20 protein-coding genes are annotated in these 14,967 nt (G+C 27.0%); 6 read left to right on the top strand and 14 right to left on the bottom strand.

Annotation, left to right across the window (positions count from 1 at the left end; all coding sequences use genetic code 11):
* Positions 1-6: 6 nt before the first annotated feature.
* The 3 genes from ACPB8Q_RS07710 to lysS form a co-directional block, all read right to left on the bottom strand.
* Complete coding sequence (locus ACPB8Q_RS07710; RefSeq protein WP_423792591.1) at positions 7-198, bottom strand: class III signal peptide-containing protein; 192 nt, start codon at positions 196-198, stop codon at positions 7-9.
* Positions 199-356: 158 nt separating this feature from the next.
* Entirely contained in the window at positions 357-1,127 is a 771-nt protein-coding gene (locus ACPB8Q_RS07705) for a hypothetical protein (protein WP_423792590.1), read from the bottom strand.
* A complete protein-coding gene (gene lysS / locus ACPB8Q_RS07700) occupies positions 1,120-2,700 on the bottom strand; it encodes a lysine--tRNA ligase (RefSeq protein ID WP_423792589.1) in 1,581 nt (526 codons plus the stop codon). Before lysS ends, ACPB8Q_RS07705 begins: the two co-directional genes overlap by 8 nt.
* Before the next feature lie 96 nt (positions 2,701-2,796).
* Between lysS and ACPB8Q_RS07695 the strand changes: the two genes are divergently transcribed.
* The 5 genes from ACPB8Q_RS07695 to ACPB8Q_RS07675 all read left to right on the top strand — a co-directional run bounded on the left by ACPB8Q_RS07695 (position 2,797) and on the right by ACPB8Q_RS07675 (position 4,734).
* Positions 2,797-3,207: a DUF371 domain-containing protein gene (locus ACPB8Q_RS07695; RefSeq protein ID WP_423792588.1), complete on the top strand. Its 411-nt coding sequence runs from the start codon at positions 2,797-2,799 to the stop codon at positions 3,205-3,207.
* A gap of 6 nt (positions 3,208-3,213) precedes the next feature.
* A complete protein-coding gene (locus ACPB8Q_RS07690; protein WP_423792587.1) occupies positions 3,214-3,384 on the top strand; it encodes a hypothetical protein in 171 nt (56 codons plus the stop codon).
* A gap of 37 nt (positions 3,385-3,421) precedes the next feature.
* Complete coding sequence (locus ACPB8Q_RS07685) at positions 3,422-4,138, top strand: RlmE family RNA methyltransferase (RefSeq protein ID WP_423792586.1); 717 nt, start codon at positions 3,422-3,424, stop codon at positions 4,136-4,138.
* A 103-nt stretch (positions 4,139-4,241) separates the two neighbouring features.
* Positions 4,242-4,550, top strand: a complete 309-nt coding sequence (locus tag ACPB8Q_RS07680; protein WP_423792585.1) for a hypothetical protein — start codon at positions 4,242-4,244, stop codon at positions 4,548-4,550.
* Between the two features lies 1 nt (position 4,551).
* Entirely contained in the window at positions 4,552-4,734 is a 183-nt protein-coding gene (locus ACPB8Q_RS07675; protein WP_423792584.1) for a hypothetical protein, read from the top strand.
* Between the two features lie 15 nt (positions 4,735-4,749).
* On the opposite strand, the gene ACPB8Q_RS07670 is transcribed toward ACPB8Q_RS07675, so the two are convergent.
* The 11 genes from ACPB8Q_RS07670 to ACPB8Q_RS07620 are packed head-to-tail and all read right to left on the bottom strand — an operon-like array spanning position 4,750 to position 14,101.
* Positions 4,750-5,604, bottom strand: a complete 855-nt coding sequence (locus tag ACPB8Q_RS07670; RefSeq protein ID WP_423793438.1) for an Mrp/NBP35 family ATP-binding protein — start codon at positions 5,602-5,604, stop codon at positions 4,750-4,752.
* 22 nt (positions 5,605-5,626) lie between these two features.
* Positions 5,627-6,193 carry a tRNA(Phe) 7-((3-amino-3-carboxypropyl)-4-demethylwyosine(37)-N(4))-methyltransferase Taw3 gene (gene taw3, locus ACPB8Q_RS07665; RefSeq protein ID WP_423792583.1) on the bottom strand — a complete coding sequence of 189 codons (567 nt, stop codon included), beginning with the start codon at positions 6,191-6,193 and terminating at the stop codon, positions 5,627-5,629.
* Entirely contained in the window at positions 6,190-7,293 is a 1,104-nt protein-coding gene (locus ACPB8Q_RS07660) for a hypothetical protein (protein ID WP_423792582.1), read from the bottom strand. Before ACPB8Q_RS07660 ends, taw3 begins: the two co-directional genes overlap by 4 nt.
* Positions 7,294-7,332: 39 nt before the next feature.
* The gene (locus ACPB8Q_RS07655) at positions 7,333-8,439 is read right to left on the bottom strand and encodes an OBG GTPase family GTP-binding protein (protein WP_423792581.1); all 1,107 of its coding nucleotides are present in this window, start codon (positions 8,437-8,439) and stop codon (positions 7,333-7,335) included.
* A complete protein-coding gene (gene hisI, locus ACPB8Q_RS07650; protein WP_423792580.1) occupies positions 8,436-8,798 on the bottom strand; it encodes a phosphoribosyl-AMP cyclohydrolase in 363 nt (120 codons plus the stop codon). Before hisI ends, ACPB8Q_RS07655 begins: the two co-directional genes overlap by 4 nt.
* Positions 8,798-10,279, bottom strand: a complete 1,482-nt coding sequence (locus ACPB8Q_RS07645; protein WP_423792579.1) for an ATP-binding protein — start codon at positions 10,277-10,279, stop codon at positions 8,798-8,800. Before ACPB8Q_RS07645 ends, hisI begins: the two co-directional genes overlap by 1 nt.
* Positions 10,280-10,307: 28 nt before the next feature.
* Positions 10,308-12,011, bottom strand: a complete 1,704-nt coding sequence (locus tag ACPB8Q_RS07640; protein ID WP_423792578.1) for a tetratricopeptide repeat protein — start codon at positions 12,009-12,011, stop codon at positions 10,308-10,310.
* A gap of 8 nt (positions 12,012-12,019) precedes the next feature.
* Positions 12,020-12,967, bottom strand: a complete 948-nt coding sequence (locus tag ACPB8Q_RS07635; RefSeq protein WP_423792577.1) for a beta-ribofuranosylaminobenzene 5'-phosphate synthase — start codon at positions 12,965-12,967, stop codon at positions 12,020-12,022.
* Positions 12,968-13,438 (bottom strand): hypothetical protein, encoded by a 471-nt coding sequence (locus ACPB8Q_RS07630; RefSeq protein ID WP_423792576.1) that lies wholly within the window; start codon positions 13,436-13,438, stop codon positions 12,968-12,970. It lies immediately after the preceding gene.
* The gene (gene thpR, locus ACPB8Q_RS07625; protein WP_423792575.1) at positions 13,426-13,953 is read right to left on the bottom strand and encodes a 2'-5' RNA ligase family protein; all 528 of its coding nucleotides are present in this window, start codon (positions 13,951-13,953) and stop codon (positions 13,426-13,428) included. Before thpR ends, ACPB8Q_RS07630 begins: the two co-directional genes overlap by 13 nt.
* 1 nt (position 13,954) lies before the next feature.
* Positions 13,955-14,101: a Trm112 family protein gene (locus tag ACPB8Q_RS07620; RefSeq protein ID WP_423793437.1), complete on the bottom strand. Its 147-nt coding sequence runs from the start codon at positions 14,099-14,101 to the stop codon at positions 13,955-13,957.
* Between the two features lie 67 nt (positions 14,102-14,168).
* Between ACPB8Q_RS07620 and ACPB8Q_RS07615 the strand changes: the two genes are divergently transcribed.
* Complete coding sequence (locus ACPB8Q_RS07615; protein WP_423792574.1) at positions 14,169-14,966, top strand: transketolase; 798 nt, start codon at positions 14,169-14,171, stop codon at positions 14,964-14,966.
* The last annotated feature ends 1 nt before the right edge of the window (position 14,967 follow it).

Genomic DNA, 14,967 nt, shown 5'->3' with positions numbered 1-14,967 from the left:
TATCACCTAAACAGTTGATAAGGCTTTTTCTGCTGTATTAGCAGTTTCATTTATAGCTTTAACAGATGTATCTTTTATAGATATAGCTGATTTCATTAAATAGTATGTCAATATTGTTGAAGTTGTTACTACTACCATCATTAAAATAGCAAATTCCATAGATATTTGTCCTTTATTAGAGAGTAACTTTTTTATCATAATTAATCTACTACTTATGAATTTAGTTCCTAAAACTTTAATATTTAATAATCATATTTTATAATATTTAATATTTATCTTTAAGCTATATTAAAATTTTTATTTTTATATTTTGTTTAAAAAATTAATTAGGAAGCAAAAAATAAAGAAAATTAAGATTATTTTATGTTTCCAAATCTATTAACAACTGCATGAGATAGCTCAAATATTGCTCCTCCTAATTCATTACCTATATCTTGTATTTCTGATAAAGAAAGTGTTATTTTATCTTTTTGTACAGATAAAGCAACTGGTTGATATTTATAAGCTATTTCAAAAAGTTCAAATGGCTTACAAAATAAATCAACTCCAATTAATCCTTTAAATTCATCTTTTTCATAATTTTGTGTTAATATTTTATTTACAATAATATTGTCCATATCCAAGGATGATAATAGATTTGCAACAACTTCTTTCTCACTTTTACCTTCTCCTTCAAACACAGCTTTAACTCTTATATACTCTTCCTCCAACTCATAAAGCTCTTCATCATCATAAAGTCCATTTTTATATTTTTCAATGTCATAATCTTTCTTATCTTTTAAATATACATTAAAACCTATTTTATATTTATTAGTAAATTCTTTAAATGTATGAATAACAAATGCTAAAACTTTGTTCAATTCTTCCTTATCTAAAACTATTTTTGAAGGTTTCAATACTTCCACATCAGGAGAATACTTTAAACAAAATTCTATATACTCTAAAAAATTATCAAACTCTATCTCAAACTCACCAACAACAGTATATAGCTCATTCTCTTCTACATCTACAAAGTTTAACTTTGCTTTATAATTTTTTAATATATCTTCTTTCAATTTTTCAAATTCTTTATTTGCCAACTCTTTTGAATTACTTTTAACTTCTTCCATAGCTAAAACTTTAATCATCTAAACACCCAAATCTTTTTAATACAAAATCTTTCCCTAATGAAGCTAAGAAAGCTCCTAACCTTGGTCCATACTTTTTATTTAATAAGATTAAGTAACATGCTTGGAAGGCATCTCTAACATTTATACCAACTTCCTTAGCTACTTCATAAATTGTCTCATGGATTGTTAGTGCATCAAAATTAATCTCTTTTAATCTTTCATAAAATCTTTTAATAAATTCTTTTTGTTTATCTTTTAGAGATTTATAAATATTTTTAGCTTCTTCTTCATCAATAATTACTAATTTTTCACCATAATTCAATGCCCAATTTCTTGCCATTATCAATCTATCTTTTAATCTTCTTAAACTGAAATCATCTATCTCTTCTATATTATAGTTGTTTCTCTTTAAAATCTCAAAAACTTTCTCCATATCAATATCTCCATCTTTGTATGCTAACTGTCCTATTATTGAGCAAAATCTATATGGTATAACAAATGGCTTTTTTTCTGGAATTTTTGGTGTAGATATTTCATAAATCCTTATCTTTTCTTTTCCATCTTCATCTAATTCCTTATCTTTATTCTCAAAATAGAACTCTTCTAATCTATCATATTCATCAACTAAATCAGGAATTTTCTTTAAATCAAAGTCAATATGTTTATTTGGCTTACTTCTCAAAATTAGAAATCTTAATATTTCAGGATGTGCTATATCAGTCCAATCTTTAACAGCAAATACTACTCCTTTTGATGAGCTCATTGGAACTGCTTTATCTCCTACTTTTAGCTGAATCCACTCATATACTACTTTAAAAGGAGCTTCATAATTATAGATGTCCTTAGCTATTAGTTTTCCAGTATCATAGCTACCTCCAGCAGCTGCATGGTCTTTTCCCATAGGTTCAAGAGAAACATTGAATATACTCCATCTTGCAGGCCAATCAACTCTCCATTTTAACTTAGCTCTACCATTGTAAAATGATGACTCTCCTTCATATCCACATTTTTCACATTTGTATTTTAATTTTTCATTTTCATAAGATAAAATCTTAGTTTTTAAACTCTTACATTTCTCACATACTACATTTACTGGCCACCAATCATTTTCTAATGGCTTATCTCTAAATTTATTTAAAATCTCAATAATTTTCTCTCTATTATCTAATGCCAATCTTATTTTTTCATTATAAACTCCTTCTTTATAGAGCTTATCTGCCCTATAAACTTTAATTTCAATCCCTAAATCATCTAAACTCTCTAAATATGGTTTTAAAAAATGTTCAGCATAGTTCTCACAACATCCTTCTGGACAAGGTATTTCACTTAATGGAACTCCAACATATTCCTCATAACTTTCAGGTAAAAATGGATATCTCTTCCTTAAAGGGTCATAAGTATCTGCTATAAATATAAGTTCAGCTTCTACTCCTAAATCTTTCAGAGATTTATAAATTGCATCTGCTGTTAATGTTTCCCTTGCATTTCCAATATGTATATGTCCTGATGGTGTTATTCCTGTTGCTATAACATACTTATCTTCTTTCCTATTCCTTAAAAGTTTATTTGCAGTAACATCTGCCCAATACATTTAATATCCCTCAAAAAAGTTTTTATTCTTTAATTAGTAAAGTTTTATATAAATTTAATCTAACTCTAAAAATAGAAAATTAAATTATGGTAAATTATGATATTCACTATAAAAGCAAAAGGACATAAAAATGTCTCTGGAACCCATAAAACAACATTGGAGATAACAAAAGACAACTATCTAACAAAGACAGGACACTGTATTATTGGAATTATGGCAAATAAATCAATGTTGGACTTTCCAGAAGAATTTAAAGAGAAGTTAAGAAATGCCAAAAAAATAGTTGTTGAGATTGAAGTAGATAATATAAAAGAGGTTGTAGTTGGAGAAGGACATAAAGATTTAATATTAAATCATCCAACAGATATAGTTGTAAGAAAAAGTTCATATATCTGTCCAAGAACATTAATGATTAAAGCAAATAAGGGAGCCAAAGATTTAAATAGAGAACTAATAAAAAAATTAAAAGAGGGAAAGGAGCTAACATTTAAAATAATTGTAGAGTGATATATTATGGAAAGAGAGAGATTGGTTAAAAAACTTATTCATGTTTTAGAGCACACAGAGGAACATTTTGAAAGTATAATAAGCTTGATGAAAGAGCTAAATTTAGATTATAAAGAGTATGAAAATCTATATAATAAATTAAAAGAACTCAATAACAAAGTTAAGGAGCAATTATAATTTTTTATTAAAATTTTTTATTATTTTTTGTGAGATTATGGGAAGGAAAGATAAAAGATGGATTTTAAAAAGAAAAAAAGATTTTTATTATAATTTAGCTAAAAAACTTAATTATAGAAGTAGAGCAGCTTTTAAACTTTTCCAGCTAAATGAAAAATTTAATATTATTAAACCAGGAAATATTGTTGTAGATTTAGGATGTGCTCCAGGAGGATGGTTACAAGCAGCAAGAGAATTAGTAGGGGAAAAGGGTTTTGTTGTAGGAATAGATTTACAACCTGTCAAAAGTTTAGGATATGACAATGTTAAAGCAATTAAGGGAGATTTTACATTAGAGGAAAATATATTAAAAATAAAAAATCTTCTTCCAGATAAAGCTGATGTAGTTATCTCAGATGCCTCTCCTAATATTTCTGGATATTGGGATATAGACCATGCTCGTTCAGTAGATTTAGTTAAAACAGCTATGCAGATATCAACAGAACTATTAAAAGAGAGAGGTAGATTCTTAGCTAAGGTGTTTTATGGGGATATGGTTGATGATTTAGTTAAATTAGCTGAGAAGTATTTTGAGAAAGTTTATATCTCTAAACCAAGAGCTTCAAGAAAAGAAAGTGCTGAATCATATATAATTTGTAAGAGATACACTGGAAAAAAATGGGAAGAAGAAGATAAAATAAAGAGAATTAAAAAAGAAGAAAATAATGAAGATGATGAATTATTAATTAAAAAGATTAGAGCTATGAAAAAATAATTTTTTTAAAATTTTAAATTCATATATTTAAATTAATAAAATAGAAAAGTTTATATATTAGTTCTCATATGTGATATATTAGAAAAAGTTGAGGTGATAGGAAATGTTCGGATGGGGAAGAGGATTTGGTAGAAGATTTTGGAGATACTACCCATTTAGAGCAGTTGGAGGAAGATACAGATATGTTGGACCATGCAGATGTGGGTTAGGACCTCATGCATTCTATATAGATGAAAAAACTGGAGCATTAGTCCATGCCTGGGACTTATATAGTGGATATGTTCCAAGATATGCTGATGAAAAAGCTTATTTAGAAGAAACTATAAGAGAGTTGGAAGAAGAAAAAAGAATGTTAGAAGAAGAATTAGCAAGAATTAAAAAAAGATTAGAAGAACTAAAAAGAGGGGAGTAACTTGGAAATGAAAAAATTTTTATGTTCTAAATGTCAAAAAGTTATAGAAGTTCCTTATGGAGTTCCAAAACCAGAAAAATGTCCATACTGTGGAGCTCCAGCAGAGTATATTCATAGAATAGATGCTGGTGGGAGAGGTTTAGGTCCTGGAAGAGGTAGAAGATGTGGAAGACATCTATTATAATTATTTTTTAATTATTTATTTTTCTACCTTTTCTATAATTTTATCAACTATCTTTAAAAATTCTTCTTTTGCTTTACAATCTATTTCTACCATAGGTATTCCTTTTTCAGCAGCTTCTCTTGCCTTTACATCTAATGGTATTCTTCCTAAAAATTCTATATTAAACTCTTTTGCAGCTTTTTCTCCCCCTCCTTTTCCAAATATATATACAATCTCTCCACACTTTGGACAGACAAATCCAGACATATTTTCAATAATTCCAATTATTGGAATATTTAGCATATTACACATAGATATAGATTTTTTGACATCTAATAGAGAAATCTCTTCTGGTGTTGTAACTATTATAGCTCCATCTAATGGTAGAGATTGCATAATTGTTAGTTGAACATCTCCAGTTCCTGGTGGAGTATCTATTAATAAATAATCTAATTCTCCCCAATCCACATCAGCTAAAAACTGTCTTATAGCCCCTGAAACTTTTGGTCCTCTCCATATAACAGGAGTTTTTTCATCTGGAAGTAAGAAGGATATAGACATTACCTTAATGTTTCCTTTTTGTAAAGGAATTATTCCATTTTCTCCAACTAACACATCTCCATCCAATCCTAACATTTTTGGAATGTTTGGACCATGGATATCAGCATCTAAAATACCAACTTTTTTACCTCTTTGAGCTAAAGCAGCTGCTAAATTTACAGTTACTGTTGATTTTCCAACACCTCCTTTACCACTTAAAATAGCAATTTTATGTTTTATTTTACTCATTCTTTCTTTAATCTTAGCATTTTGCATAGCTAATAACTTTTTAGTATCAGGACATTTATCTTTTAAACTGCAAGAGTCACATTTTCCATCACATTCCATAATCTCACCTTAAAATAATAATTAATCATTTTAAATTGTCATAAAATTTAAATAATTTTTCTCTTGCTAATTTTAGTTTTTTAATACTATAATTTAATAAAAATTTTAAATATTCATCAGATACAAAAACTTTATTATCTTCTCCAATAGGAGCATCTACCTTAAATGTTGTAAGAATCTCAACAATAACTCTTCTTTTACTTACTGATTTTATAGATGATGCTTTTAATCCAGAGTGAATAGCTAAATCTAACAATTTTTTAGCTGATTCTATATCTCTACAAGCAATATGCAATATTGGAGAGTTCATAATAAATATTAAGTAACCATCAAAATCAGTTATAGAGTTTTTTATTTCTTCAAATGTTGGATAATCATGCTTTTTTATTAACCATTTTGAGTATATTTTTGGATTCTTATCTTTTGGAATTACCATTAACCCTATTCTACCTATACAGCTTGATGTTGTATAGTAATTATCTAATTTATTTATTTTCTCTAAAATTGGAATTATTTCTTTATCAACTAATCCTTCTCTAATACATAACTCTAAATCTGATAAAACCCTTTTTTTATCTATATCAAAGCTCATGATAACTCTCTACTTAGTTTTTTTGCTAATGCAATTATTGATACTACTGGTGGTTTTCCTAATGGTTCTTTAAATAGAGAGCTATCACATACATAGATATCTTCAAACATAAAATCTTTTATAAAACTTAATGTTCCAGAAGGATGAGAACCTCTTGGAATTGTAGAATATATCTCCTCAACACCTAATTTATTTATATATTTAGTTGCTTTACTAATTCCTCTTACTAAGAGTTTTAAATCCTCCTTGGATATTTCTTTTTTTATATTGTTTTTTAAAACTTTTCCCTCCATTTCATCCTTAATTTTTATCATAAGCCCAACTATATCCTTACTTCTTATATCTTTATGTTCTTTTTTAATTTCTTTATATAGAAGGGAAGAGTAGTGTGTAGCTAATATAAAGTCATCATAATCTTTATAGACAAGCATAGGGACATCTTCATTTAAATAACTATCTTTTAGAATTCCTCCAACAGTTATAAATGTATCTACAAAAAGATTCTTTCCTATTTCTTCATAGTCATATAAAGATTTTAAAATTCTTGCTGAATTTATTGCTCCAGCTGAGAGAACAATATTTTTAGCTTTAATTTTTTTATTTTTACAGTATATAATAAAATATTCTTTTTCCTTTTCAATTTTTATTATGTTAAAGTTTGTTATAATATCTGCATCTGATTGTTTTAAAAAATTTAGAGGAGTCCATTTTGCATTACATATTTTTGAGGCACATTTTCCACATTTATTGCATTTTTCAAAATCTATAAATTTTGGAGTTTTTTTAAATCCAAAATTTAAAAATTCTTTATCTATATCATTTAAAAATGTATTATCTGCTTCTTTAATATTAAGTTCTTCAAAAATCTCATCATATATATCTTTCTCAATCTTATATCCTTTAATTTTTAATTTTATTGCATTTCCAACAGAGAATACAGCACTTCCTCCCAAACCAACAACATAATTTACAAGTACATTTTTTCCTTCTCCAACATATTTAGGTTTCTCTCCTTTCTCAATAACTATTTTTTTTCCAGATAACTCTTTTGCCAATGTACATCCTGCTACTCCACTACCAACTATTGCATAATCATACATGTCTAACACTTGTAAAAATAAATTTTATAAAATTTTATTTTATGTCCTTTTTATAACAATAGTTAAGATATCCTCATCTTCTAATTTATGGTCTAATCCAACTCTTTGCCCTGGATGTTTAGCTGATTTTCCCCAAACTAATGCATATCTAAAATTCTTAACAAAATCTCTATGTAACTTTTCACAGACATCTTTTACAGTTGCTCCTTTCCTTATTATAAGTGGTTCATCAAAATCTGGTTTTTTTCCTTGTGGTTTTAAATATATTTTAATAAATCCTAATTTGTTGTAAATTTTCTCCTTTAATAAATCTAAATTAATCTCTTTATTTCCTGAAACAAAAACATAATCCTTTCCATATTCTTTTAACTTCTCTTCTAAATATTTTTTATATTCTTCATCTATCAAATCAACTTTATTAACAACAACCAATGAAGGTATATAAACTCTATTTCCTGCAACTACATCAATAAACTCCTCAACAGATATATCTTCTCTTATAATCACATCAGCATTGTGAATTTTATATTCATTTAATATAGCTTCTATTGTTTCTTTATCTAACTTAGTTAGTGGAACTGTTGAAGATACATTAATACCTCCTCTATCTTTAACTACTATTTTAACATCTGGTTTTTTCTTATCTAACCTAATTCCAACATTGTATAACTCCTTTTCAATAATTGGAAGATGCTCTAAGCTAAATACATCAACAGTTAATAGTATTAAATCTGCACTTCTAACTGCTGCTAAAACCTCTGTCCCTCTACCTTTTCCAGAAGAAGCTCCTTCTATAATCCCTGGAGCATCTAAAATTTGTATTTTAGCTCCTTTATATTCCATTATCCCTGGAATTATTGTTAATGTTGTAAAAGCATACTCTCCTGTCTCAGATTCAGCATTAGTTAATTTATTTAAAAGAGTTGATTTACCAACAGATGGGAATCCTACTAATGCAACAGTAGCATCTCCACTCTTTTTAACTGCATAACCTTTTCCTCCACCACCTTTCTTTGATGATTGAGCTTTTTCCCTTAATTTTGCTAATTTAGCCTTTAATTTTGCAATGTGTTTTTGTGTTGCTTTATTATATGGAGTATTTTTAATTTCCTCCTCTAACTTTCTAATCTCTTCTTCTATACTCAATCATTATCACCTTTTTTGAAAATTTCCTTAATAATCCACCTATCACCCTCTAATTTATAGTGAAAACAGGAATAGTATCCCTCATGACATGCTACTCCTTTCTGCTCAACTATAAATAATAAACAATCTTTATCACAATCACCATAAATCTCTAAAACTTTTTGATAATTTCCACTTTCTTCTCCTTTTTTCCAGAGTTTTTTTCTACTTGTTGAGTAGTAGTGCATATAACCAGTTTCTAATGTTTTCTTTAATGCCTCTTCATTCATAAAAGCAACCATTAAAATATTCTTATTTTTGTCCATAGTTATTGCTATAATTAACTTCTCTCCATCAATATTTCTAAATTTTAGTTCCATTAAAATCCTCTCCATTCACCAACTATATCAATATCTTTTCCACCATAAACTCCGTCAAATTTATCAATCTTAACAATTGCAGGAAGATTAACAGCAATACCAAATATTAAAGCCTCTCCAATATCTAAGGAAGCTAAATCCTTAGTTAAATCTTCTGCTAAATCTTCACTAACTTTTTGTATATACTTCTGGTCTTCTGGTTCAACAATCCTTAGAACAATCTTTGTTCCTGTTTGAGAGAGAACATCTGGATTTAGTTGTTTAGGTCTTTGACTAACCAAGCCTAAACCTATTCCAAACTTTCTACCTTCTCTTGCTATCTTACCTAACCATAAACTTGTTGATGTTTTTTCATCTCGTGGAATAAATATGTGTGCCTCTTCAACAATTAACAATAATGGTTTAGTTACTATTGAATATTTCATTCTGATGGTCTCTAAATTCTTTATAGCCAATTCTCTAACTCTCTCATTTTTACAATTTAGGTCTTTTAAAGATTTTATATATAATATCCTTTTTGTTAGTATTTCTTTTGAGATATAACTAACAATGCTTAGCATTTGATGTAACTCTAACCCAGATAGATTAATTACATTTATCTTATTTGGTTTAAGTTGCTCTATAATATCAGTATCACTAATAAACAAAGAAAATTCTTCTAAGAAATTGTTCATTAAATTATATAATGAAGATAATATTTGAAAATCTTTACCTTCTACTTTTTTTCTTTCATATTTTCTTTTGTATGTGTTGTAATACTTTATCTCCCAACCTACTTCAGCTGCTTGAACCCAAGAATATAACAAATCTATGAGTGAATTTATAAACTCATGTCCAGATTTTCTTTCATATTTTATAGTGTCATATGCATATTTTAGATAAATCTTCATCTCTTCATTATTTATTCCCAACATCACAGAAAGCTCCTCAGCTGTCAAAAATGAAGGATTTATACTTGGAATTATAACATTGACTTTTCCATACAACTCCTCATGAGATAAATTTGCATATTCCCCATGTGGGTCAATTATAATAATGGTAGCATTCTTTTTGGCCAACTCTTTACATAAAACAGCTACAGTATTAGATTTCCCTCCACCAGTTATAGATAAAATAGCAAAATGTCTTGATATTAATTTGTTAGTATCTAATGCAACTCTAATACTTTTTCTTGTTAGAAGATGTCCTATAGTGATTCCATCAGGAATATAAAATATTTGTTTAAGAATTTCATCACTTGCTATTAATGCTGGACTGTTTGGATTTATAGGACTTTTGTTAATAAATATCTTGTTATCTTTTAGAACTCCAACAATTTTAATAGAGTTTATAAAGATGTTATCTTTAAATTCAATATCCTTTACAATTCCTAAGACATTTTCATTTTTGAAGTTTTTTAATAGTAAATACTCTCCTAACTCTAAGGGTGTTTCACTCCCTATGTAACATGTGTTGGCAGTTGTTTTTTCAATAATTTTCATACTGAATCCCCCAAATAACAAAAGATTTTTATATAATTCCATTTAGATTTATAACAATATCTTTAATTTCATATATAACACTATTAGAAGGCACATAGTTTTCAGGAGATTTCATAAATTTGTACATCTCTTCACCTAAATTGTGCTTAACAATGTCTATAAGCTTTTTTAACAGTTCTTTTTTTCTATTATCATAAACTAACTCTAATATATATTTTTCAATATATTCTGCATATAAATATGAAATTATCGGATTCTTATGAATATACTTATACAATATGCTAACATGGTAAGGAATTTCATCTAAAATAAAATATATTGTTGGATAATGGTTTAATGGAGAATCTATTGATAATTTATTGTTCTTAATTTTTTCAATATAATCCTCTCCAAGAATGTGTTTATATTTTTCAGCATAGTATAAAGCTTCATCAATTCTTCCAATTTCAATATATAGAGCAATAACATTTTTTATAATATCTTTATCTAAAAATATGTTTAATATTTCTAAGTAATCATTAATTGCTTGTGAAATATTTCCTAATTTGTAGTTTATATATGCCCTCATTTTTTTTATGCATATTGGCATATCATGATAATCATCTAAAAACTCTAAAGCTTTTCTATAAAAAATAGCTTCTTTGGTTATATCTCCTTTACAAATTAAAGAATATAAAATTAATATTGCCTCAATCTTTTTAGATAAATTAGAAGAGATATTCTCTAAAACTTTATCAAAGTATTTTAAAGAATTCTCATAATCTCCTTTTTTATAGTAAGTGTATGCTAAGCCAAAATATGCAAAAATATTATTTTCATTTATTAAAAGAGAGATTTCATAACATTCCAACGCTTCATTTAAATTATTTAATCTTAATAAAATATCTCCTTTTTTTGAGTAAAAATAACTTCTTTCAAAAATATTTAAAGAATTTATTATATTTTCTAATGATAAGCCATATTCATAAAAATCTTCTTTAACAACTGCTTTATAATAATATGCAAAATCATTATTTTTGTCAATTTCTAAAACTTTATTAAATTCTTTTAATGCTTCAATTTGCTTATCATTCTCTAAAAAGTTAATGCCTAATTTTATATTACTAAATATATCATTGTCTATTATCTCTACAAAATTCTCAATCTCCTTAAATATTTCATGATTCTTGAATTTTGGTTCCTTTGTATAAATCTCTTTAAATATCTCATAAGCTTCTTCAACTCTATTTAGAAGTAATAGGATTAAACCTGCATTATATAAAGCCTCTAAATTTTTATTATTTAATTTATATGCTTTTAAATAATTCTCTAAAGCTTCTTCATATTTCTCAAATTTAACTAATATATCTCCAAGAGCTTTATAAACATCACTTCTTTTAATGTATATAGCACTTTTAGCAAGCAGTTCATAAGCTTTATCATATTTTTTTAGATTGTATAATATAAGTCCTTTCAAAAACCACAATTCTGGCCTATCTTTATATTTTAGAGCTTTATTTACATAATTTAGTGCTTTTTCAAAATCTCCAATATTGTAGTATGCATAAGCAACATTAGCATAATCTAAACCTTTTAAAATACCTTCTTTTTCTAACTTTTCATATATCTTTATAGCCTCTTCATATTTCCCATCATCTAATAGTTTCTCAGCTTTTTTTAGTTCATCAGAATATTTAATTCTATTTTTTGAATCAATAAGTTCTTTAATTTTTTTAAAAATATTTAATCCCATACTACACTTCACCAAATTTTATATCCAATATTGTTTGGTTTAACTTTCAATATATCTCCATCAATATTATATTTACTAAAAATCTCTTTTACAATACCTTTTATTTCTTTATAATCTCCATAGGCATAGATTGTAGGCCCAAAACTTGACAATCCTGCATAGTTGTTTATTTGTATCTCTTTAATAATTTCCTTAACTGGCTGAGTTTGTAGGGATAGTTCTACTTTCTTAAATCCTATATGTTGTATTCTATTTATTGCTTCTCCAAAACTTTCTAAATCATCTTCAACAATTGAAGGCAAAATTTTCATTAAAATTAGATGAGATAGTTCCCTAACTTCTTCCAATCTTATAGGACAATATTTATTAAATATATCTACTTCTTTATTACCATATATATGTCTTCCTTTTGGAATAATGAGAATAGTATCCCAATTAAAATTATATCTAACTAATATAGGAGCAGGAGTTATTCCCTTAGAAGCAGATGAAGGTTTAAAGAAAGGTTTTTCTTTTATGCTATGCCCTCCATCAACTAAAAATCCTCCAAACTTAAAAGCTCCAATTCCAATTCCAGATGTTCCACCTCTACCAGTTAGTTTAGCTATCTCATAAACATCTAAATCTTTATTGTAAATTTTAGATATCAACTTACCAACAGATAAACTAATCTGTGTTCCACTACCTAATCCTGAATGTTGAGGAATTAAACTTTCAACTTTTAAATATACTCCTCTCTCATCTATATAATCTAAAATTTTTTTTGCTGTTGTAAATATCCTCTTTTCTACATCCTTGTTAATCTCTCCCTCAATAATTATCTCATCTTCTTCTTTTCCTTCAATAACTATTTTAGGATTCTCTAATGCTAATCCTACTCCTCCATCAACTCTTCCAATACTTCCATTTAAATCTATCAATGTTATGTGTATCCTTGAAGGGCTTTCGATTTTCATTTACAACTCCATTATATAGCTTTTTGATTTAAAAGATACTGGTTTTATTTCAGTTATATCTATCTCTACATCTCCAACTTTTATTCCATTTTCAACTATTTTAATCTCCTTGTTTTTCAAAAAATTCTTTATATCTTCTAAATACTCTAAATTATCATAATTTATATTATTTTTTGCTTTATACCCAACAATAAATAAACTTAATCCCCTAACTGATAGAAGTATCTCCTGAATATAATTGTTCTTAATAATATAATTTAAATCTTCTAAAGCTTCATAAGATATATTTATAAACTTAATTTTATCATTCCATATGTGAGGCATAGGGGAACACTTATAATCTAAATAACCTTTCTCACTAAAATAATATATCAATGCAAGAACAACCTCTCTTCTAACCCATTTATCATCTTTTGACAGTAAATGAATTATATAGTGCATTATCTTTTGATTTTTATTTAGCTCTTCCATTCTTTTATTACCTCATATATTGGTCCTGTTGGTGTTAGAGTAGATTTATAAAGTTTTATAGAGTTAGTTTCAAACTCACCAATAAATATATCTTTATTTTTATTAATTTTTTCTTTTAAAAGTTTTTTGTTCTCTATGAATTTAACTCTACCTAATGTTAAATGAGGTACATAACTTCTTTCTTTTTCAAATCCCAAAGTATTTAATTTATTGTCAATTTCTTTAAAAATGTTTATTAATCCTTCCCCATAAACTCCAATCCATATAACTCTTATATAATTCTCATTTGGAAATGTTCCTAACCCTTTTAATTCAATTTTAGTTTTAGGGATTTCTAAGTTCAAGTTTAATATTTTATTTAATGTATTATCATCCACTTCTCCCAAAAATTTAACTGTTATATGTAAGTTCTCTTTTTCCACTAACTTAATTCCCTTAATTTTAAAATCTTTTTGTAGTTCATAAATCTTATTTTTAATATCTTTTGGGATGTCTATAGCTAAAAAAACCCTCACTCTACCACCTCAATAGAATAGGAATCCCATCAACAATTTTAAACTCTTTCTTACACTTCTTACATATTAATTTATTATCTTTTAGTATTAAGTTTCCTCTACAATAGGGACAAGCTAAAATATGAAGATACTTTTTTATCCACTCCATACTAATCATTAATTATTTATTTTAGTTAATTATATTCAAAAATTCAATAAATAACTTTGGTGGGAATATGGATAATTTGTTAGAGATAGCTAAAAGAGTTAGAAAAAAAATATTAAAAATGTGTTATTTAGCAAAATCAGGACATCCTGGAGGAAGTTTATCATGTGTTGAAATTTTAGTAGCTTTATACTTCAAAATTATGGATTATCATCCTGAAAAAAAAGATAGAGATAGATTTGTTTTAAGTAAAGGACATGCTGCTCCTGCTTTATATGCAGTTCTCTCAGAGTTGGAATATATTGAGGAAGAAGAACTTTGGAAGTTAAGAAGATTAGAGGGAAAACTTCAAGGACATCCCTCTATAGAAACTGTTGGTGTTGAAATCTCAACAGGTTCATTGGGACAAGGATTCTCTGCAAGTGTTGGAATGGCATTAGGATATAAATTAGATAATATAAATAAATATGTTTATGTATTGTTGGGAGATGGAGAATGTCAGGAGGGAATTGTTTGGGAAGCAGCAATGGCAGCTGCTCATTATAAGTTAGATAATTTGATAGCATTTGTAGATAGAAACTGGTTACAGATAGATGGACATACAGAGGATGTAATGAGTTTAGAGAAAATTGCTGAAAAATTTAGAGCATTTAATTGGGATGTATTTGAAATAGATGGAAACAATATAGATGAAATAATAAAAACAGTAAATCAAGCTAAAAATATGAAAAATAGAAGACCAAAGGTTATTATTTGTTATACTGTCAAAGGTAGAGGAGTATCATTTATGGAGCATAATGTTGCATTCCATGGAAAACCTCCAAATGATGAACAGTATAAAGAAGCTATAAAAGAACTTGAACAATAAA

The sequence above is a fragment of the Methanocaldococcus indicus genome (assembly GCF_049554935.1).
Lineage (GTDB): Archaea > AGJL01 > Methanococci > Methanococcales > Methanocaldococcaceae > Methanocaldococcus > Methanocaldococcus indicus.
The sequence above is the reverse complement of the archived record's forward strand: the minus strand, read 5'-3'. Positions and strand labels throughout refer to the sequence as shown.